At 73.5% G+C, this 19,596-nt stretch carries 18 protein-coding genes; 10 read left to right on the top strand and 8 right to left on the bottom strand.

The genetic code is table 11. From position 1 onward, the window contains the following. Positions 1-10 precede the first annotated feature (10 nt). From ACIP4X_RS05130 to ACIP4X_RS05120, 3 genes are all read right to left on the bottom strand, one after another. Positions 11-1,615 carry a transporter gene (locus ACIP4X_RS05130; protein ID WP_358730972.1) on the bottom strand — a complete coding sequence of 535 codons (1,605 nt, stop codon included), beginning with the start codon at positions 1,613-1,615 and terminating at the stop codon, positions 11-13. Further along, positions 1,612-2,406: an ABC transporter ATP-binding protein gene (locus ACIP4X_RS05125; protein WP_358731017.1), complete on the bottom strand. Its 795-nt coding sequence runs from the start codon at positions 2,404-2,406 to the stop codon at positions 1,612-1,614. Before ACIP4X_RS05125 ends, ACIP4X_RS05130 begins: the two co-directional genes overlap by 4 nt. Positions 2,407-2,519: 113 nt before the next feature. Then, the gene (locus ACIP4X_RS05120; RefSeq protein ID WP_358730973.1) at positions 2,520-3,197 is read right to left on the bottom strand and encodes a bifunctional DNA primase/polymerase; all 678 of its coding nucleotides are present in this window, start codon (positions 3,195-3,197) and stop codon (positions 2,520-2,522) included. 327 nt (positions 3,198-3,524) lie between these two features. Here ACIP4X_RS05120 and ACIP4X_RS05115 point away from each other — a divergent pair, with 327 nt between their 5' ends. Both ACIP4X_RS05115 and ACIP4X_RS05110 read left to right on the top strand, forming a co-directional pair. After that, entirely contained in the window at positions 3,525-4,910 is a 1,386-nt protein-coding gene (locus ACIP4X_RS05115; protein ID WP_358730975.1) for a transcriptional regulator, read from the top strand. A gap of 166 nt (positions 4,911-5,076) precedes the next feature. Next, the gene (locus ACIP4X_RS05110; RefSeq protein ID WP_358730976.1) at positions 5,077-6,624 is read left to right on the top strand and encodes a hypothetical protein; all 1,548 of its coding nucleotides are present in this window, start codon (positions 5,077-5,079) and stop codon (positions 6,622-6,624) included. 27 nt (positions 6,625-6,651) lie between these two features. On the opposite strand, the gene ACIP4X_RS05105 is transcribed toward ACIP4X_RS05110, so the two are convergent. Beyond that, complete coding sequence (locus ACIP4X_RS05105) at positions 6,652-7,953, bottom strand: ABC transporter substrate-binding protein (RefSeq protein ID WP_358730978.1); 1,302 nt, start codon at positions 7,951-7,953, stop codon at positions 6,652-6,654. A gap of 116 nt (positions 7,954-8,069) precedes the next feature. Between ACIP4X_RS05105 and ACIP4X_RS05100 the strand changes: the two genes are divergently transcribed. Continuing rightward, entirely contained in the window at positions 8,070-8,570 is a 501-nt protein-coding gene (locus ACIP4X_RS05100; protein WP_358730980.1) for a hypothetical protein, read from the top strand. A 46-nt stretch (positions 8,571-8,616) separates the two neighbouring features. Continuing rightward, a complete protein-coding gene (gene purU, locus ACIP4X_RS05095) occupies positions 8,617-9,501 on the top strand; it encodes a formyltetrahydrofolate deformylase (protein WP_358730981.1) in 885 nt (294 codons plus the stop codon). Positions 9,502-9,509: 8 nt separating this feature from the next. On the opposite strand, the gene ACIP4X_RS05090 is transcribed toward purU, so the two are convergent. Together ACIP4X_RS05090 and ACIP4X_RS05085 are read right to left on the bottom strand one after the other, a co-directional pair. Then, positions 9,510-10,673 carry a maleylpyruvate isomerase N-terminal domain-containing protein gene (locus ACIP4X_RS05090; RefSeq protein ID WP_358730983.1) on the bottom strand — a complete coding sequence of 388 codons (1,164 nt, stop codon included), beginning with the start codon at positions 10,671-10,673 and terminating at the stop codon, positions 9,510-9,512. Then, positions 10,670-11,251: a sigma factor gene (locus ACIP4X_RS05085; protein ID WP_358730984.1), complete on the bottom strand. Its 582-nt coding sequence runs from the start codon at positions 11,249-11,251 to the stop codon at positions 10,670-10,672. Before ACIP4X_RS05085 ends, ACIP4X_RS05090 begins: the two co-directional genes overlap by 4 nt. A gap of 448 nt (positions 11,252-11,699) precedes the next feature. Between ACIP4X_RS05085 and ACIP4X_RS05080 the strand changes: the two genes are divergently transcribed. From ACIP4X_RS05080 to ACIP4X_RS05070, 3 genes are all read left to right on the top strand, one after another. Next, a complete protein-coding gene (locus ACIP4X_RS05080) occupies positions 11,700-12,068 on the top strand; it encodes an STAS domain-containing protein (RefSeq protein WP_100568943.1) in 369 nt (122 codons plus the stop codon). 162 nt (positions 12,069-12,230) lie between these two features. Then, positions 12,231-12,743, top strand: coding sequence for an EF-hand domain-containing protein (locus ACIP4X_RS05075; protein ID WP_358730986.1), 513 nt, complete (start codon positions 12,231-12,233; stop codon positions 12,741-12,743). Positions 12,744-13,353: 610 nt separating this feature from the next. Beyond that, a complete protein-coding gene (locus tag ACIP4X_RS05070; RefSeq protein WP_358730988.1) occupies positions 13,354-13,863 on the top strand; it encodes an ATP-binding protein in 510 nt (169 codons plus the stop codon). Between the two features lie 405 nt (positions 13,864-14,268). Here ACIP4X_RS05070 and ACIP4X_RS05065 read toward each other — a convergent pair whose 3' ends face one another. Further along, complete coding sequence (locus ACIP4X_RS05065) at positions 14,269-15,321, bottom strand: helix-turn-helix domain-containing protein (RefSeq protein WP_358730990.1); 1,053 nt, start codon at positions 15,319-15,321, stop codon at positions 14,269-14,271. 72 nt (positions 15,322-15,393) lie between these two features. On the opposite strand from ACIP4X_RS05065, the gene ACIP4X_RS05060 reads away from it, so the two are divergent. Continuing rightward, complete coding sequence (locus ACIP4X_RS05060; protein WP_358730992.1) at positions 15,394-16,707, top strand: MFS transporter; 1,314 nt, start codon at positions 15,394-15,396, stop codon at positions 16,705-16,707. Between the two features lie 33 nt (positions 16,708-16,740). Here ACIP4X_RS05060 and ACIP4X_RS05055 read toward each other — a convergent pair whose 3' ends face one another. Continuing rightward, complete coding sequence (locus tag ACIP4X_RS05055; RefSeq protein WP_401346693.1) at positions 16,741-17,955, bottom strand: flavin-containing monooxygenase; 1,215 nt, start codon at positions 17,953-17,955, stop codon at positions 16,741-16,743. Positions 17,956-18,074: 119 nt separating this feature from the next. On the opposite strand from ACIP4X_RS05055, the gene ACIP4X_RS05050 reads away from it, so the two are divergent. Further along, positions 18,075-18,677, top strand: a complete 603-nt coding sequence (locus ACIP4X_RS05050) for a GNAT family N-acetyltransferase (RefSeq protein WP_391454199.1) — start codon at positions 18,075-18,077, stop codon at positions 18,675-18,677. 40 nt (positions 18,678-18,717) lie between these two features. Continuing rightward, entirely contained in the window at positions 18,718-19,593 is an 876-nt protein-coding gene (locus tag ACIP4X_RS05045) for a GNAT family N-acetyltransferase (protein ID WP_401346690.1), read from the top strand. Positions 19,594-19,596 lie beyond the last annotated feature (3 nt).

Genomic DNA, 19,596 nt, shown 5'->3' with positions numbered 1-19,596 from the left:
CCGGGCCCGCTCAGCCCTTGCTCACCGCCGTGAGGATCTCCGGCAGCCGGGCCGCCGTGCGCGGAGCCGCCAGCCGCAGGCCGAGCAGCGTGATCGCCGCCCCGTAGGCCGCGCCCACCGGCAGCAGCACCCAGCTCCAGCTCTCGCCGCCGGCGCTGACGTTCGACCAGATGACCAGGGCGATGAACGGCAGGCACAGCAGGGCCGCCGCGACCATGCCGCCGAAGATGGAGACGAAGGCGAGACCGGCCTGACCGGGAGCCACGTTCTTGTGGCCCTCCTGCGGGATGGAGTAGGGGAAGCGGGCCGACGTCCACGCCCCGGTCGCCAGCATCGCGCCGAGCAGGGCGAAGGACAGACCGAGCACGTCGGGCAGCCGGCGCCACTCGCCGAGCAGGCCCGTCGTCAGCACCGTGACCAGGGTGGCGTACGGCAGGGTGATCAGCAGCAGCGCCAGCGCCCGCGCGCGCAGCTCGACGTAGGCGTCCCGCGGGGCCGAGATCGTCAGCGCGACCAGCCAGAACGCGGAGGTGTCCTGGCCGAACTGGTTGTACATCTGGATGCCGAGCATCCCGGCGGCGAAGCAGGAGAAGTACGGCGAGCCGGTGCCCTGCACCGCGTTGAACACCGGGACGATCAGCCCGATGGCGAGCGCGGTCACCCAGGCCGCCTTGGTCTTCGGGTCGCGCCAGATGTAGCGCAGGCTGCGCTCCATGGCGGTGCCGGTCCGGCCGTCCGGCAGCCACCGGGCCAGGCCGCCGCCCTCGCGGGCCCGGCCGCGCGCGGGAGCGTCGACGGGCTGGAGGGTCGAGGAGTCGGGCGTGGTCATCAGCCGGGTCAGGCTGCGCGCCCACAGCGCGAGGAGGGCGGCCAGGGCGGCCGCGGTCAGCGCGAGCTGGGCTACCGCGACGCCGTAGGAGCCCCTGCTCACCGAGTCCACCGCGCCCACCGCCGACGAGGGCGGCAGCCAGCGCAGCACGTCCGCCACCGGGTCGAGCTGCCCGAGACCGGCCGAGCCGAGGCGCCGCATGCCGAAGTTGACGACCTGCGCCCCGACCGCGACGACCAGTCCGCTCAGCACCGCGAGGTCCCGTCCCTTGCGGCTGGTCAGCAGGCGGATGTTGGCGGCGGCCACGGCCCGCGCCAGGGCCACGCACACCAGCAGCGTGAGGACGAGGGCGAGGACCGCGACGACGGACGCGGCCACCCCGTGCGCCACCGTGATCACGCAGCCCACCAGCAGCAGCACCGTGAACAGCGGCCCGATGCCGACCAGGGACGCCGCCAGCAGCGCGCCGACCAGCGGTCGCGGCCGCAGCGGCAGCATCACCAGCCGGGTCGGGTCGAGGGTCTCGTCGCCGGTGGGGAAGAACAGCGGCATCACCGCCCAGCCCAGCGCGAGCACGGCCACGCCCAGGACGGTCACGGAGCCGATGTGTGCATGGCCGCGCAGCGCGATCAGGCCCGCCATCTGCAACGCGCCGAACACCAGCGCGACGACGGCCGACGCGATGAACGCGGCCCGCCGGTCGCCGGACTGCCTCAGCCCGTTGCGCAGCAGCGACAGCTTCAGACGTACGACGACGGGCGTGATCGAGGGGGCCACGGCGCTCATCGGGAACCGCCGCCCAGCCAGTCCAGGTCGGAACCGGCGTCCCGGCCCTGCGCGCCGACGAGTTCGAGGAACGCCTGCTGAAGGGTGGGGGCCTCGCCGCGCACCTCGGCGAGGGTGCCCTGGGCGCGGATGCGCCCCGCGGCCATCACGGCCACCCAGTCGCACAGGGACTCGACCAGTTCCATGACGTGCGAGGAGAACACCACGGTGGCGCCGGAGGCGGTGTACCGCTCCAGGACGCCGCGGATGATCTGCGCGGACACCGGGTCGACGCCCTCGAAGGGCTCGTCGAGGAAGAGGACTTCCGGGTTGTGCAGCAGGGCGCAGGCGAGACCGATCTTCTTGCGCATGCCGGTCGAGTAGTCGACGACCAGCTTGTGCTGCGCGCCCGCGAGGTCCAGCACGTCCAGCAGCTGCGTGGTCCGCCGGTCCACCTCGTCCCCGGGCAGCCCGCGCAACCTCCCTGAGTACGACAGCAGTTCGCGACCCGACAGCCGCTCGAAGAGCCGAAGTCCCTCGGGCAGCACGCCTATCCGCGCCTTCACCGCCACCGGGTCGCGCCACACGTCGTGCCCGGCGATCTCGACGGTGCCCTGGTCGGGCCGCAGCAGCCCGGTGACCATGGAGAGCGTGGTGGTCTTCCCGGCTCCGTTCGGCCCGACCAGCCCGATGAACTTCCCGGCGGGCAGCTCGAGATCGATCCCGGCGACGGCGACCTGCTGCCCGAACCGCTTCCAGAGCCCCTGCACGCGTACGGCGCTTGTACCCACTGTCACTGCTCCCTCCGTCAGCACGAACCCTACGGGGGACACCCTGACCAGGGGTGTGGGACCGTGCTGATCCGTGACTCCACCGTGCGGGGGCGGGCCGCCACGGGGCCGGAGCGGGAACGGGACGGAGACGCCTAACTCCGGTCCCTGCCGCACGCGTACGCCAGCGGCGGGACCAGCTCCTCGACGTCCGGCAGCCAGCGATTGGCCGGTGTCGGCCGGCAGGCCCACTGCACCGCCCGCGAGCCGTACCGCGTGGGCGGCGCCACCACGTACGCGCCCTCGCCGAGCGCGACCAGGTCGAGCGAGGCCGGCGACCAGCCCAGCCGCCGCAGGAGGTCCGGCAGTTTCACGGACGCGCCCGGCAGCACGAAGAACTGCATCCGCCGCTCGGGGGTCAGGATCACCGGACCCAGCGCGGACCGCAGCCGCTCCAGCCGGGCCAGCGCGAGGAACCCGGCCGTCTCCGGCACGGAGATCGCGTCGAACGTACGGCCCGTGGGCAGCAGGATCGACGCCGTCGGCTGCCGCTGCCACATCCCGCGCACCGTGCTCGCGCTGCCGGTCGCCAGGGACGCCCAGCCCTCGCGCGCCGGGTGCGCGCCGGGCGCGCCGCACCGCGGGTCCCCGCAGGAGCAGCACTGCACCCCGCCGACCGTCACCAGCCAGGTGCCGGGGAACACGTCCCAGTGGCGTTCCTCGGCGTAGCGAACGGCTGTCTCCGGCAGCGACTCCCCGCGCTGCTGGGGGACGTGACCGGCCACCCGGCCGGCGCTGTGTGCGGCTTCCGCGCCCGCGATCGTCTCTTCCACGCCCCACTCAACTGCCGCGCCCACCTGGAGTTACGGGCGGGTCGGGTGGTCGGACGCGCCGGGGAGGAGCACCCTCCCGTGCTCGGGGCGCATGGGTGCATGTGTGGGGGCGCGCGGGAGGATCGCCGGCGGGCGCTGGGTAGAGCCGTGGGGGGCGGCAACCGCCTTCACCCCGGCAATCCTCACATGTCCCGCATTTTCGGTATGTCCACGGGGCATCGATCTTCACGGCCGGAACTTTTCGCCGGGGCGCGGATCGCGTCCGGCCGCGCAAGAGCCGTCAACTCGGTGCGTGAGCGGGCACCGCAGCTTCAGGGGGTTAACGCCATGGCCGCCAGGCCTCTCGTCGCGCGGCAGCCGAACGAACGGCTGCAGGCGCTCATCCAGGAAGCGGGCTGCTCGAACGCCGGGCTGGCCCGCCGGGTCAACATGTGCGGCGCCGAGCACGGTCTCGATCTGCGCTACGACAAGACGTCGGTGGCGCGCTGGCTGCGCGGACAGCAGCCGCGCGGACGGGCCCCGGCGATCATCGCCGAGGCGCTCGGCCGCAAACTCGGCCGTACGGTCACGATCGACGAGATCGGCATGGCCAACGGCAAGAACCTCGCCTCGGGCGTGGGTCTTCAGTTCTCGCCGACGGTGCTGGGAGCCATCGAGCAGGTCTGCGAGCTGTGGCGCAGCGACGTGGGCCGCCGGGACTTCCTGTCCGGCTCCGCCGTCGCCGCCTCCGCGCTGGTCGAACCGAGCCGTGACTGGCTGATCTCCGCGCCGGACCCGCAGGTGGCACGGGCGGCGGGGTCGCGGGTGGGCCAGTCCGACGTGGCCGCCGTACGGGCCATGACGCAGGCGCTGGTCGAGCTGGACCACAGCCACGGCAGCGGGCATGTGCGCCCGGTGGTCGTGCACTACCTCAACAGCGTCGTCTCCGGGCTGCTCGCGGGCTCCTACCGGGAGGCGGTGGGCCGCGATCTGTTCGCCGAGGTCGCCCGGCTCACCGAGCTGGCCGGGTACATGGCCGTCGACACCGGCCAACCGGGCCTGGCCCAGCGGTACTACATCCAGGCCCTGCGCCTCGCCCAGGCGGCCGGGGACCGCGGCTACGGCGGCTATGTGCTGGCCGCCTCCATGAGCCACCTCGCCGCGCAGCTCGGAAACCCGCGGGAGATCGCCCAGTTGGCGCGCGCGGCGCAGGAGGGCGCGCGCGGTCGGGTGACTCCGCGCGCGGAGGCGATGTTCCACGCGGCCGAGGCGCGCGGCCACGCCCTCCTGGGCGACGCGCGGGCCGCGCAGCTCTCCGCCGGGCGGGCGGTGAGCGCGCTGGAGGCCGCCGAACCGCACTCCGGGGACGACCCGGCGTGGATCGCGCACTTCGACGAGGCGTATCTCGCCGACGAGTTGGCGCACTGCCACCGGGACCTGGGGCAGGCGGAGGCGGCCGCGCGGGCGGCGGAGGAGGCGCTGGCCGGGCATCCCGCGTCGCGGGCGCGGCGGCGGGCCATCGGTTATGTGCTTCTCGCCACAGCGCAGGTGCAGCAGCGGGAGGTCGAACAGGCCTGCAGCAACGGGCTGAAGGCGGTGGAGCTGCTGCGGACGCTGCGTTCCGACCGCGGCGCGGAGTACCTGGAGGACTTCCAGCAGCGCCTGGAGCCGTTCCGGGACGAGCCGGTGGTAAGGGAGTTCGGGGCGCGGCTGGAGACACGGGTGGCGGCGTGAACCGGTGCCCGCCGTGAGACCCGGGAATAAACAGCGCGCGGCGGGCGGGTTTTGTTACTGCGGTCACAGGGAAGGAGGTCTCGTCCCGTGCTGCGTGGCACGGGGCTCCGGGGACCCGGTAGCGTGAGCCGACGATTCCGAAGGTCCCCCATTCGTAGGAGTCCCGGTGACGCAGAGTGGACAGGGCGAGGAGCCCTCGGCGCGACCCGCGCACGAAGGCATCGTGCTGCCCTCCGACGGTGGTGAGCCCCTGCTGCCGGGCATGACCGGCGGCCCGGGCGGCCACCAGGCCGGAGCGAGCGGTCAGGCCCCGGCGGCGAACCCGGCCGGCGGTCAGGCCTGGGGCCAGCCGTGGGGCCCCGACCAGCAGCATCCGCCGCAGCAGGACCAGGGCTGGCAGCAGCAGTGGGGCTCCCCGGAGCCGTACGCGCAGGGCCAGTGGGACGCGCAGGGCCAGGCCCCGCAGCACCCGGGCGCGGGCCCCCTGCCCCCCGAGAACGCCCCGTACCAGCAGCCCGGCGCCGACCCCTACGGCGCCTCCGCGCACGCCGGGCACGGACTGCCGCCCGCGGGCGGCAGTCCGTACGGCGCCGGCCAGTCCGCACAGCCGGGCGCGCCCGCGTACGGGGTGCCGGGCGCCGACGAGGGTGCGACGCAGTACATCCCGCCGGTCCCCGCGGGCTCCGCGGACGAGGGCGTCACCCAGTTCCTGCCGCCCGTGCCGGGCGCGGGGGTGGACGAGGGCGCGACGCAGCTCATCCCGCCGGTGGGGCCGGGAGCCCTGCCGCCGGAGGGACCGGGCGGCGGCCCCGTCCCGTACCCGGGCCAGCTGCCCCAGGGCGCCGCGCCCGGTCACCCCGACGCCGAGGCGACGCAGTTCATCGCGCCCGTGGACGCCCAGGGCGGCGGGCGGCAGACGCCCGCCGAGTTCGACAACCTCTTCCGCAACGACGCCGGCGGCGGCGCCCCGTCGACGCAGCAGATACCCCGCTACGAGCAGGGCCCGCCCGACCAGCCGCCCGCCCGGCCCGCGTCCGCGCCGCCCGGCGGGTACGACGACGGCGGCCGGGGAGGCCGGCGCACCGGCTCGCGCGTGCCGGTGATCGCGGCCGTGGGCGTCGGGATCGCCGTCCTCGGCATCGGCGCCGGGGCGTTGCTCAGCGGCGGCGACGGGGACGCCGACAACGGCGACAACAACGCCCCCGTCGCGGCCACCGCGCCCGCCAACGACGACGCCTCCGCCGCGCCCGCCGCCGACCCGGCCAAGGAGCAGGCGGTCGCGCTGGACAAGCTGCTGGCCGACAGCGGCAGCAGCCGCGCCTCGGTCATCAAGGCGGTGGCCGACGTCAAGAACTGCGACAACCTCGGCCAGGCGGCCTCCGACCTGCGCGCCGCGGCCGAGCAGCGCAAGGGCCTCGTCTCCCGTCTGGGAGAGCTGTCCGTCGACAAGCTCCCCGGCAACCCCGAGCTGACGGCGGCGCTGACCAAGGCCTGGCAGGCCTCGGAGTCGGCGGACCGGCACTACGCGGCCTGGGCCGACCAGGTCGGCGGCAAGAAGGGCTGCAAGAAGGGCCACGCCCGGTACACGGGTGAGACCCAGGCCGGCGACCGCGAGAGCGGCACGGCCAGCGCCGAGAAGGCCAAGGCCGCCCAGCTCTGGAACACGATCGCGCAGACGTACGGCCTCACCCAGCGCCAGCCGACCCAGCTCTGAGGCCCGACGGCGCCGGAGGACGCGGGCTCAGCCGGCGTCCTCCAGCGTCTTGGCCACGTTGACGAAGCCCTTTGTGGCCGGCACCAGCCGGCCCTGCCGCACCGTCTGAAGGGACACGTCGGCGTTGGTGAGGCGGGCGAGGCCGGTGGAGGCGAGCAGGTCGGACAGGCGCCACCGCAGCGGCGGGGTCAGCCCGCCGGTGCGGACCTCCAGTCCGCCGTCGAGGGCGCGCCGCACGGTGGTGGCGCTCACCTCCTCGTCGCCGATCCGCTCCAGGACGGCCCGGAGCACCGTGTAGGCGACCCACGTGGTCTGCACCCCGGCGTCCTCCGGGTCGAGGCGGTTGTCGCCGAAGGCCGCCTCGTTGATCACCTTCTTCATCGGGTCCCAGCGCGAGTCGCCCGCCACCGGGTACCAGCCGGTGAGGTACGAGCCCTCGTACGGGCCGGACTTCCCGCCGCTGGCGTCGATCACGGTCTGGTCGACGCTGCCGAGCACGGCGGCGGTGCGCACCTGCGGATAGGCGTCGCGGGTGCGGCGGAAGGAGTCCATGAAGATGTTCGTGCGCTCCCCGAGGGCGGGGATCACGCAGCCCGCGCGCGCCGGGTCGGCGCTCGACTGCCGCAGCGCCTGATCGGCCTGGCCGGAGTACTCGGTGGCGTCCTCGGCGGCCCGCTGGTCGTGGGCCGGTTCGTGGCCGCCGGCCCGCAGTCCCGCGTTGAGCAGCCCGGGCAGCTCGTCGCCCGCGATGCTGTCGGGCCGTATCAGCGTGACCGGGCCGCAGTGCGCGGCGAGTTCCTTGCCCAGACCGGCCAGCAGGGCGGGCTGGCCGCCGTTGACCGGGTAGGACAGGGCGCGGGTGAACTCGGCGGTGGTGACGCCGTAGCCGCCGATGTACGGGATGCCGGCGGCCTCAAGGGGCGGGAAGAAGGAGTCGCTGTACTGGCTGTAGGAGCCCACGACGGCGACGGCGTCCTCCTTCACGGCGCGCCGGGCGCACTTCGCCGCGCCCACGCTGTCGTTGCCCTCGTTGCAGGTCAGGACGTTGAGCTTGCGGCCGGCGATACCGCCGTGGGAGTTCACCCAGCGGGCGTAGGCGCGGGCCATGGCGGGCATGCCGGGCTTGTTGGTCGCCCGGGTGTTCTGCGGCGCCCACGTCATCACGGTGACGGAGCCGTCCCCCGAGCCCCCCGTGGCACCGGGGACGACGCCGCAGCCGGCGGCGAGCGAGGCGCACGCCAGCAGAACCCCCGCCGGCGACAGGGTCCTTCTCACGGACCGGGTGAGGGTGGAGAGGAACGGGCCACGGGAGCTTTGCCTGCCGGTCATGCTCCGCACGATTCCGTCACATCACCAACCCGTTGATGACTCTCGGTCAATGAGTGGTGACGTATGAGTGAATTACGGGGGCAGGTGGGGCCCCTGGGGCGGGGAACGTACGATCGGTGACCGTGCAAGGTTCGGAGAACTCTTCCCGTCGCGGCCGTCGCTCCTCCACCATGGGCGGCATGCCACTCAACGACATGCCGTGGTGGCGCTGGCGCAGCAATGTGCGCTCCGCGCTCCACATGCTCTCCGACCCGGTGTTCCAGCGGAACGTCTGGCTGGCAGGCGTCGAAGGGTACGGCGACGTGACCGACGCCGTCTACCGCCTGGTCGAGGACACCTGGCTGGACAACTGGTCCGCCGAGAAGTACGTCGGCACGATCTTCCGGGACTCGCAGGAGGCGGCGCTCGTCGACACCGCGGTCCTGCGGGTGCTGCGGATCATGCACCAGGTCGGACCGGACGCGCCGGTGTCCGCCTATCTCGACCACGACGCCTGGCCGGAGGCGGTGCGGGCGGCCCGTGACGCGCATGTGCGCCTCGCGGCGAGCGACGGCGAGGACCCGGACACGCCGCCCCGCAGCCTGGAGGTGCTGCGGATCATGACCCGTTCCGCTTAGCGGACGACGCACCGTGCGGGGGCCCGGACGTGAGACGCTGTCCCGCATGAGCGAGCAGTCCTCCCGAGCCGCCGCGGCGCAGGCCGATCAGTACGTCCTCATCCTCTCCTGCCCGGACAAGAAGGGCATCGTGCACGCGGTGTCCAGCTACCTGTTCATGACGGGCTGCAACATCGAGGACAGCCAGCAGTTCGGCGACCACGACACCGGGCTGTTCTTCATGCGGGTCCACTTCTCGGCCGAGGCTCCGGTGACGGTGGACAAGCTGCGCGCCAGCTTCGCGGCGATCGGCGACTCCTTCGGGATGGACTGGCAGATCCACCGGGCCGAAGAGAAGATGCGCGTCGTGCTGATGGTCAGCAAGTTCGGGCACTGCCTGAACGACCTGCTCTTCCGCGCCCGGATCGGAGCGCTGCCGGTGGAGATCGCGGCGGTGGTGTCCAACCACACCGACTTCGCCGAGCTGGTGGGTTCGTACGGCATTCCCTTCCAGCACATCCCGGTGACCAAGGACACCAAGTCCGAGGCCGAGGCGCGGCTGCTGGAGTTCGTACGCGAGGAGAAGGTCGAACTGGTCGTCCTCGCCCGTTACATGCAGGTCCTCTCCGACGACCTGTGCAAGCAGCTCAGCGGCCGGATCATCAACATCCACCACTCGTTCCTGCCGAGCTTCAAGGGCGCCAAGCCGTACCACCAGGCGCACGCCCGGGGCGTGAAGCTGATCGGCGCGACCGCGCACTACGTGACCGCCGACCTCGACGAGGGCCCGATCATCGAGCAGGAGGTCGAGCGGGTGAGCCACAACGTCACCCCGGACCAGCTCGTCGCGATCGGCCGTGACGTGGAGTGCCAGGCACTGGCCCGCGCGGTCAAGTGGCACGCGGAACGCCGAATCCTGCTGAACGGACGCCGAACGGTGATCTTCGCCTAGCACGGGGCTCACATGCGGCTGAGGGAGGCCGCCGCGCACAGGACGTCCTGTATTGCCTCTCGGTCGCCGAGCTGGCCGGCCGCTGCCTCCCGTGGGGTCACGTGTCCCGCCGCCAGGCGGCAGAACTCCACGCCGTCCAGCGCCACATGGGCCACCTCGTGGTCCGCGGAGCCCACCGCTCCGGGCGAGTCGAGCGGGATCAGCCACTGGCCGCCGCCCAGCCCCTCGATCTCCAGCCGCAGGCTGCGCCCAGGATCGCCCGCGGTCACCAGATGCCGGGCCCGGGCGGGGGAGGCGAGCCCGGCCTGCCGCCGGGCGGCCAGCACCCCCGGCAGCATCCGCGCGGCGAGGTCGATCATCCGGTGCAGATGGCGCGGCGCCGGCGGATCGTACGGGTAGTCCACCGCCTCCGCGATGTCCTCCGCGTGCACCCAGCACTCGAAGGCGCGGTCCAGCATCGCGTCGGGCAGCGGCAGCGCGAAGGCGCCGTACGGCACCGACGGCTCCTGCACGCCGTTCGCGGCGAAGGAGACCGCGCGGACCAGGTCGTGCGTCTGCTCCCGCCACGGCGCCCGCACCGAACGGGCCGGCGGGGAGTGCGCGGCCCGCCAGTACGCCTCGGTGCGCGCCGCTGGGGTGGAGCCGTCGGCGGCGGAGGCCGCGTCGCCGAGCGGGTCGTCCAGGCCGAGGGCCACCGCGACCAGCCCGTCGACGCTCATCAGGTGCGCGATGACCCCGGCGACGCCGGTGTTCCGGCCGGCGGCGTCCTCGCCCTCGAACCACCGCAGCCGCACCGGCGCGTCCCACTCGGCGTCGCCCATGTCCTGGAGCAGCGCGTCCAGGCGGGCGGTCTCGGCGTCGTAGGGCGCCGCCCAGCCGGGCACCGGGATGTGCGGCGGCCGCCGTTCGAGACAGCCCTCCAGGACCCGGGTGCGCAGCGCCGGGTCGAGGTCGAGGGTGTCGGGCCGGTGCAGCAGGGTGGCCGCCTCCCGCAGCCCCAGCGCTTCCTCCGCGCACGTGCCGCACTCGCCGAGGTGCTCCTCCACGGCCGCCGTCTCCTCCGGCGAGCACGCGGCCAGCGCCCACGCCCCGAGCAGCGACTTCAGCAACTGGTGCGCCGCCCCGCCACGGTCCTCCGGCCCCGCCGGCTCCCGGGGGTCGTTCGGAGTCATGCGGCGCCTCCGTACTGGGAGGGCGCGCCGGGGATGTCCGTGTGGTGCGCGGTGGACAGGAGCTGGAGGCCGAGGCGCAGGCGGCGGCGGGCCTCGTCCTCGGTGACGCCGAGGTCGGCGGCGGTCTGCCGGTAGTCGCGGCGCTGGAAGCAGGCGAGTTCCAGGGCGGCGCGCAGCGGGGCCGGCATGGCGTGCACGATGTAGTCGGCGCGGGCCGCGGCGGAGGCGCGGCACACCCTGTGCTCCAGCTCCTCGGCGGAGCCCGGCCCGCCGCGGGCCAGCGCGGCGGTCTCGGTGGCGCGCAGCCGCTGCACGGCGAGCCGGTGGGTCAGCCCGGCCACCCAGGCGCGCAGCGGGCCCTGCCGGGGGTCGTAGGCGTCGGGGTGCTCCCAGACGTGGGCGAACACCTCGCGGGTGATGTGGACGGCGGCCTGCTCGTCGCCGAGGACCCGGTGGGCGAGGCCGTGCACCAGCGAGGCGAAACGGTCGTAGAGCTCACCGAGGGCGGCCGCCTCTCCCCGCAGGAGCCGCTCCCGCATGCCGCGGTCCCAGTGGGGCGGTGCGTCCTTCTTCGCCATACGGCCCCCTCCGCGCCCGGCCGTGCCGCGCCCCGCGCCCCGGCCCGTTCCCGTCCAGCTCCGTGTCTGCTGCGTATCCGACCGTGCGTCCGACGGTGTCCAGCGTGTCCGACGTGGTCATCTCGAATGTAGTCGGCACGTCCGACAGCGCACGCCCCTTTATGACAATGTGCGCCCCCTGAAGAGCCCCTGGTGGCAGGGGGAGCGAGTGAGGTTATGGCATCTGTCGGGCGACTTGCCCCTTCTGTCCCGCCTGGCCTTTCGCTTTCAGGTCAACTCGGATAGAACACGACCGAAGCTGACTGAAACAAGCCCCTGGTGGATCGGTCTCGGTTTGCTGTACGGCGTTTGGGGGAACGGCCGCTGGGCAGCCGCGCGGAAAGAAGCGTAGGGACTGGTTCCGCTTCCGGGCGGCTCCGGGGAAGTTCCGGCTGACGGAGGGCGGGCCGTGGCGTTCAAGGTGACCGACGACGAACAGGGCGAGTGGAGCGTGCTCCGGGTCGCCGGTGAACTGGACCTGGTGACCTCGCCGGTCCTGCGTCAGAGAGTGCACGAGGTGGTGGCCCAGGGACGGCACGATCTCGTCCTGGACCTCTCCGAGGTCTTCTTCTGCGACTCCAGCGGCGTCGGCGTGCTCATAGCCGCCCGCCGTCTGATCCGCTCCTGCCAGGGCCGGCTGCGCCTGATCCTCCCGGCCCGCGGCGCGGTCGACGGCTCCCACGTCAACCGGGTCCTCGGCGCGCTCGGCGTCCGGCGTCTCTTCGACGTCTACGCGGACCTGGCGGCCGCGGTGGACGACGAGCCGCTGTCCGCCTGACCGGCCGTCCGCCCCGGCGTTCACCGTCTCTCATGGGCAACTCCCCGTTGTCCAGGAATTCGCCGGGTCCTCGCCCGACCGTGGTGTTCGCGCCCCGGAGCGCTCCGCGCGTCGTACGCTCCCTGCCAGACGCAACCCCACACGTAAGGCGGCCCGTAAGACATGGTCAGCAGCGAGTACGAGCGCAGGATCGCGGCGCGGTTCGCCACCTTCGACCAGGACGGCAACGGCTACATCGACCGCGAGGACTTCAACGTGGCGGCCCGCTCGCTGCTCGCCGAGTTCGCCACCGCCGCCCGCTCCGACAAGGGCCAGGCCCTGTACGCGGGCGCTGAGGCCTTCTGGCAGGGCATGGCGGGGATCGCCGACCGCGACGGCGACCAGCGCATCACCCGCGAGGAGTTCGTGACCGGCGCGGTCAAGCGCCTGCGCGACAACCCCGAGCGGTTCGCCGAGATCGCCCGCCCCTTCCTGCACGCCGCCCTGGCCGTCGCGGACGCCGACGGCGACGGCGCCGCCACGATCGAGGACACCGTGCGCGTGCTCCGGGTGCTCGGCGTGCCCGAGGGGGCCGCCGGGTTCATCGCCGCCGCGCTCGACACCGACGGCGACGGCAGGGTGGGCGAGCAGGAGATCGTGCCTGCCTTCGCCCGCTACTTCACCGTCCCCGAGTAGCGTCGGCCTCTCCCGCCCCCAACCACCTGCGCGAAAACCGTACTTGAGCCCCCTCGGCGGCGCCCCGCCCCACCGAGGGGGCTCTCGCGCGCGTACCGGCCGAGTCGCGCAACACGCCCGGGCGCACGAGCAGTTCGGAACGCCGGTCGGTGCCGCGGCCGCCGCACGCCGGGCCCGCGCGCGGTGACGTCGACGGTCCCGGGCGGCCTCGGCAGCGTGGCCCCCGGCAGGCGAATGTCACCGATCGTGGCATTCGGTGATCACGGAGCGTCGTCGCCGGATGGTGTCCCGCGCGCGACTCGTCACGTCCCGGAGTCGCCGCCGTGCTCGGGTACCTTGTGTGGGATGCGAGTGGTTCCGAGCCCGAGCCGTCCCGTGTTGGGCGTCGCACAGTATGCCGCACGGGTACTCTTTCGCGCGGGAATATGCCCGAAGCGCTTGTTGCGGTGACGGTACGTCAACCATGCTGTCCCTCCAGGGAGTCACGTTCCGTGACGCTTGCTCTGGCTGTTGTTCTGGCCATGCAGAAAATGGCTACGATCGTGGCCTCGTGAGGCGCGAGGCTGTGTGTCCGCCGGTTCGGATGGTGTGAACGGTGCAGGTGCTTCAAGTGCAGCTGGAGATCCGGCCCGACCCCGCGGAGGTGGGGCGTGCCCGGCGTTGGGCCCGCTCCCGGCTCGCCGGGTCGGGAATAGCGGCGGACGAGCCGCTCGCCGAGACCCTCGTCCTGCTCGTCTCCGAGCTGGTCACCAACGCCGTGGTGCACACCGGTTGCCCGGCCGTGCTGCGGCTGTTGCTGTCCGGGGGGCCGGCCGGGGCGGCCACCGTGCGTCTGGAGGTGGCCGACGTCAGCACCCGGGCCCCCGTGCCGCGCTGTCCCGGTGACGAGTCGACCGGCGGCCGCGGCCTCGCCCTCGTCGACGGACTCGCCGACCGGTGGGGCTGGTGCCCGGAGGGCGTGGGCAAGCGCATCTGGTGCGAACTCGACCGCTGTGTCACGGCGGTTGACGCGGCGGAGACATCGGTGCCGGCGAACTGCGGCCGCACCAACTCGGCATACGACGGCTTGGCGTACGGGGGGTACGGGGCCTACGGCGGGCTCGCCTACGGGGCGGTGTAGTCCCGGTCGCCCGTAGCCCCGAAGGTCCGTAGCCCCGGTCGTCCGTAGCTCCGTAGCCCCGAAGGCCCGTAGCCCCGTTGTTCCGGTGGCGAGGCCGTGCGCCGGGAGATGCTTCTGTGCGCGCCCCGTTGCGAGGGGGCATAACGGGTAAATCGACAGGGCGGTGTTGACGCCTCGTGTCCGCTTGATCACGCTGGTGCTCAGCGATTCGCCGCGAGGGGACGACGAGGGCTGGGGCACCGGAAGTCCTCGACGAGTGCGGGTCGTGATGTCGGCGCCGACCGGTCCCTTCAGGGTCCGAGGGGGTGGGACCGGTGCGCCGGGATCGGAGGGCGGCGCGCGCTGCCGTTGGGGAGGCGGGCAGGGGCGCGCCGCCAGCCGGACCCGCCCCGCCCTTCGGGACGCCTAACGCGCGTCCACAGGCTGTGGAAAACTTTCCCGGCCCTGAAACCCGTCCTCGGCCCGAGCGGATCCGCTCACCCGGAAGGTCCGCCGGTAGGCCGTCGGGGTCACCCCGAGTGCCGCCTGGAGATGCTGCCGCATCGACTGCGCCGTGTTGAAGCCGGCGTCCCGGGCCACCCGGTCCATGGACAGGTCCGTGGACTCCAGCAGGTGCCGGGCCCGTTCGACGCGCTGCTGGGTGAGCCACTGCCCGGGACTGATCCCGGCCTCCTCGCGGAAGCGCCGGGTGAAGGTCCGTACCGACATCGCCTCCCGCGCGGCCATGTCCTGCAACCGGATGGGCTCGTGCAGGCGGCCCAGCGCCCACGCGCGCGCGGTGGTCGTGGTGGCGAGCTGCGCGTCGGGCACCGGCCGGTGGATGTACTGCGCCTGGCCGCCGTCGCGGTGCGGAGGTACGACGGTCCGCCGGGCCACCTCGACGGCGACCGCCGTGCCGTGGTCGCGGCGCACCATGTGCAGGCACAGGTCGATCCCGGCCGCGACGCCCGCCGAGGTCAGTACGTCGCCGTCGTCGATGAAGAGCACGTCCGCGTCCACCCGGACCCGCGGGAAGACCCGCTGGAAGTGGTCGGCGTCGGCCCAGTGCGTCGCGGCGCGCCGCCCGTCCAGGCACCCCGCCGCGGCCAGCACGTACACGCCCGTGCAGATGGAGGCGAGCCGGGTGCCGGGCCGGATGTGCGCCAGGGCGGCGGCCAGTTCCCCGGTCAGCACTCCCTTCTCGTAGACCGGGCCCAGCTCGTAAGAGGCCGGGACGATCACGGTGTCGGCGGTGGCCAGGACCTCGGGGCCGTTCGGCACGTGGATCGAGAAGTCGGCGTCCGTCTCCACCGGGCCGGGCGGCCGGACCGAGCAGGTGACGACCTCGTACAACGGCCGTCCGGACGCGTCCAGGGGCCGCCCGAAGATCCGGTGCGGGATGCCCAGCTCGAAGGGCAGCAGCCCGTCGAGGGCGAGGACGGCGACGCGGTGCGGGCGGAAGTCCGTGGCCTGGTCCATGGCCCGATCCTAGCGAATGCTGTCCTTCGGGCCAGTGGGGGAGGTCCGGGCCGTTGCCGGAAGCTCTACGGTGTGAGCCAGACAACCGAACCCGCGTCCGCCACCGCGGCCCGCACCCCGTCCCCCCGCCGTGCCGCCCGTGTCCACCGCGCATGGTTCGTCGCCGCCGTCGCCTTCGTCACGATCACCGGCGCCGCGGCCTTCCGCTCGCTGCCCGGCCTGCTCATCGACCCGCTGCACGAGGAGTTCGGCTGGTCGCGGGGAACGATCGGCGCCGCGGTCTCGATCAACCTCGCGCTGTACGGGCTCACCGCGCCCTTCGCCGCCGCGCTCATGGACCGCTTCGGCATCCGCCGGGTGGTCGCCTCCGCCCTCGTGGTGATCGCCGCCGGTTCCGGTCTGACCGTGTGGATGACCACCGCCTGGCAACTGTGGCTGTGCTGGGGCCTGCTGGTCGGCCTCGGCACCGGCTCGATGGCGCTGGCCTTCGCCGCGACGGTCACCGACCGCTGGTTCACCCAGCGGCGCGGCCTGGTCACGGGCATCCTCACCGCCGCCTCCGCCTCCGGCCAGCTCGTCTTCCTGCCGGTGCTGTCCTGGACCGTCCAGTCGCACGGCTGGCGCCCGGCCGCCGTCACGGTGTCGCTCGCGGCCCTCGCCGTCGTCCCCTTCGTCTGGCTGCTGCTGCGCGACCACCCGGCGGACGTGGGCGTGAAGCCGTACGGCGCCGACGAGTTCGTACCGAAGCCCGTGCCCGTGCCCGGGGCCGCCCGCCGCACCCTGGCCGTCCTGTCCTCGGCGGTGCGCACCGGACCCTTCTGGCTGCTGGCCGGCACCTTCGCCATCTGCGGCGCCTCCACCAACGGCCTGATCCAGACCCACTTCGTGCCCGCCGCCCACGACCACGGGATGCCCATCACGGCGGCCGCCTCGCTGCTCGCGGTCATCGGCGTGTTCGACGTGGCCGGCACCATCGCCTCCGGCTGGTTCACCGACCGCTTCGAACCGCGTCGCCTGCTCGCCGTGTACTACGCGCTGCGCGGTGTCTCGCTGCTGTTCCTGCCGATCCTGCTGGCGCCGACCGTGCACCCGCCGATGATCTTCTTCATCGTCTTCTACGGTCTCGACTGGGTCGCCACCGTGCCGCCCACCCTCGCCCTGTGCCGGGAGCACTACGGCGAGGACAGCGCGATCGTCTTCGGCTGGGTGCTCGCCTCCCACCAGGTCGGCGCGGCACTGGTCGCCTACCTCGGCGGTCTCGCGCGGGACGTCTTCGGCTCCTACGACGTGGTCTGGTACGCCTCGGGCGCGCTGTGCGCCGCGGCGGCCCTGATGGCGCTGGTGATCCGGCGGCGGCCGGGGATCCTGAGCCCCGCGGCCGCGTGAAACACCGACGTGCCTGTCGGCACGTCAGGTGGATCAGGCCGGCAGCCGGGAGACCTTGCGGCCGTCCTTGCGGGCGTTCTCCTTCGCGATGGCCCCGGCGATCCGCCCGGCGTCCAGGGCCAGTTCGCGGAGCATGCCGCTGATGGGGTTGGTGAAGCCGGTGAAGTACAGGCCGGGCGCGTTCTTCGGGGTGCGGTGACCGCGGACCACCGGTCTGCCACGGGAGTCGAGCACGTCCAGATGGCCGACCAGCCTCTCCAGGGCACGGACGTAGCCGGTGGCGGCGATGACGGCGTCCGGCTGGACGCGGGTGCCGTCGGCGAGGAGCACCTTGCCGTTCTCGAAGCCCTCCACGGCGGCCACGATCTCGACCCTGCCCTTGCGGACCGCGTTGAGGAGACCGACGTCCTGGACGGGGATCGCGCCCTCCGCGACCCGTGAGTACAGGCCGGTGCGGGGGCGGGGCAGGCCGTGCGCCGACAGGTCCGGCACGCTCACCCCGGCCACCGGTCGCGCGAGCACGTCGACGAGCCGGACCGGCAGCCGCCGTACGAGCACGCCCGTGTACTGGGCGGGCCACCCGGCCGTCGACCGGCGCACGATGTGCGGGGGAGTGCGCACCGACAGCCGTACCCGCTCGGCCCCGCCCTCCACCAGGTCCACGGCTATCTCCGCGCCGGTGTTGCCGGCACCGACGACCAGCACGTCACGCCCGGCGTACGGTCCGGCGTTGCGGTACTCCCCGGCGTGCACCAGTTCGCCGGGCCCGCTCTGGTACGTCTCCCGGCCGGACCAGTCGGGCAGGCGGGGCGTGTGGTTGTGGCCGGTGGCGACGACCACCGCGCCGCCGGTCAGCTCCCGTCCGCCGGAGGCGCGCAGCAGCCAGCCGGTGCCGTCCGGCGCGGGCTCGACGCGGAAGACCTCCACGCCGGTCACGATCTCGAGACCGTGGTGCTCGGCGTACTTCTCCAGGTAGCGCACCACGTCGTCGCGCCCGACCCACCGGCCGAACCGGCGCGGCATCGGCAGCCCCGGCAGCGCGGACAGACGCCGGGTGGTGTGCAGGCGCAGCCGGTCGTAGTGCCGCCGCCAGGACGCCCCGACCCGGTCGGACCTCTCCAGGACGACCGCGCGTATTCCCCGTGCGCGCAGCGCCTGCGCGGCGGCCAGCCCGCCCGGACCGCCGCCGATGACGTAGACGGGACGGTCGGCGTGCCGCGCCGCGGAGACGGTGGTCGAGTCGGTCATGGGCATGAGAGTAATCGCCCGACCGGTTGAGGGGACTCGGTCAAGGCTGGTATCGGTTGCGGATTGATCACGAATGAACGCTTGTGCGAGCCGGATGTCGTGAGGTGTCTAATGGGCCGGTGACCGCCGACCTGGATGACATACGCAACCTCGCCACGGCACGGATCTCGGGGGACGGGCTGCTGCTGCGTCCGTGGGATCCGGAGTCCGACGCCGACGCGCAGTCGTGGCTGCGCGGCATCACCGACCCGGAGTTCCGCCGCTGGAACACACCGCTCGTCCCCGTCACGGACCTCACCGGCGCCCGCGACTCGCTGCGGGTACGCGCCCTGCGCGCGGGGGAGGGCACGGCCGCGTCCTTCCTGATCGCGGACGCCGGGAGCGGCACGACGCTCGGGCACATCGGCGTCAACGACATCCGCCCGCCGCTCGGCGCCGCGACGACCGGCTACTGGGTTCTGCCCGAGGCCCGCGGTCGCGGGGTCGCGACCCGGGCGCTGAGGCTGGTGGCGAACTGGGCGTTCGGTGAACTGGGCCTGCACCGCCTGGAACTGGACCACGCCGTGGGCCACGGGGCGTCCTGCCGGGTCGCCGAGCGCTGCGGTTTCCGGCACGAGGGCACGATGCGCGGCGCGATCTTCGAGCCGGACCGCCGGGACGCCTTCCGGGACGCGCACCTGCACGCGCGTCTGGCCACGGACCCGGAGCCGGACGCCCCGTAAATTCGCGGGCGCCGGACGGCCTCGGACGGGACCATGGGGCATGACTTCCGGGACGACCACCGAAGACTGGCACCTGACCGACGACGTCGAGCGATTCCTGGCGCGCGGAGGGGAGTTCCTCCGCTCGCGGCCCGCACCGCACACCGTCCTCCTCACGGTGGCGGAGAACCTGCGCCTGAGCGGCGACCGGCTCTACGGCGACGCCGCACCCGAGTTCGGCCTGCTGGACGGGGACAGCGGGGCGGGCACGCGGGCCGCCTTCCTCCGCACGCCGCCCCATCCGCTCCTGCTCACCGCCCTGACCGAGGAGGAGGCCGCCGCGCTGGCGGCCCGGCTGGCCGGCGCGGGACACGAGGTGTCCGGTGTCACCGCGGACCGCGACACCGCCGCAGCCTTCGCCGGGGCCTGGCGCCGGATCACCGGCGCCGAGGTGCGCCTGCGGCAGCGGATGCGGCTCTACCGGCTGGGCGAGCTGACGGTGCCGCGGGCGGTCCCGCCGGGCCGGGCCCAGGTGGCGGGCGAGGCGGACCGCGAGCGACTGGCCCGGTGGTTCGAGGAGTTCTCGGTCGCCATCGGCGAGCCGGGCGTCCAGGACCCGGAGCGCTGGGCGGACGAGCGCGTGCGCCGCGGCGACGTCATGTTCTGGCACGACCCGGACGGGACGCCCGTAGCCATGGCCGGCACGACCCCGAAGGTCGCCGGACAGGTGCGGGTGGTCGCGGTCTACACACCGGCGCACCTGCGGGGGCGCGGATACGCGGGCGCCGTCACGGTCGAGGTCAGCCGGGCCGCGCTGGAGTCGGGGGCCGAGGAGGTGCTGCTGTTCGCCGACCTCGCCAACCCGACCAGCAACGGCCTCTACCAGCGGATCGGCTACCGGCCGGTGTCCGACTTCGCGATGTACGACTTCGGCTGAGCC

Origin of the sequence: Streptomyces sp. NPDC088817, from assembly GCF_044750345.1 — a bacterium.
In the GTDB taxonomy this organism is placed as follows: Bacteria; Actinomycetota; Actinomycetes; order Streptomycetales; family Streptomycetaceae; genus Streptomyces.
The sequence above is the reverse complement of the archived record's forward strand: the minus strand, read 5'-3'. Positions and strand labels throughout refer to the sequence as shown.

Excerpts from the sequence above, each read along its gene's own strand:
- ACIP4X_RS05075 (WP_358730986.1), top strand. The coding sequence starts at position 12,231 with ATGGTCAGCAGCGAGTACGAGCGCAGGATCGCGGCGCGGTTCGCCACC.
- ACIP4X_RS05065 (WP_358730990.1), bottom strand. The coding sequence starts at position 15,321 with ATGGACCAGGCCACGGACTTCCGCCCGCACCGCGTCGCCGTCCTCGCC.
- ACIP4X_RS05045 (WP_401346690.1), top strand. The coding sequence starts at position 18,718 with ATGACTTCCGGGACGACCACCGAAGACTGGCACCTGACCGACGACGTC.
- ACIP4X_RS05055 (WP_401346693.1), bottom strand. The coding sequence starts at position 17,955 with ATGACCGACTCGACCACCGTCTCCGCGGCGCGGCACGCCGACCGTCCC.
- ACIP4X_RS05130 (WP_358730972.1), bottom strand. The coding sequence starts at position 1,615 with ATGAGCGCCGTGGCCCCCTCGATCACGCCCGTCGTCGTACGTCTGAAG.
- ACIP4X_RS05085 (WP_358730984.1), bottom strand. The coding sequence starts at position 11,251 with ATGGCGAAGAAGGACGCACCGCCCCACTGGGACCGCGGCATGCGGGAG.
- purU (WP_358730981.1), top strand. The coding sequence starts at position 8,617 with ATGAGCGAGCAGTCCTCCCGAGCCGCCGCGGCGCAGGCCGATCAGTAC.
- ACIP4X_RS05105 (WP_358730978.1), bottom strand. The coding sequence starts at position 7,953 with ATGACCGGCAGGCAAAGCTCCCGTGGCCCGTTCCTCTCCACCCTCACC.
- ACIP4X_RS05115 (WP_358730975.1), top strand. The coding sequence starts at position 3,525 with ATGGCCGCCAGGCCTCTCGTCGCGCGGCAGCCGAACGAACGGCTGCAG.
- ACIP4X_RS05090 (WP_358730983.1), bottom strand. The coding sequence starts at position 10,673 with ATGACTCCGAACGACCCCCGGGAGCCGGCGGGGCCGGAGGACCGTGGC.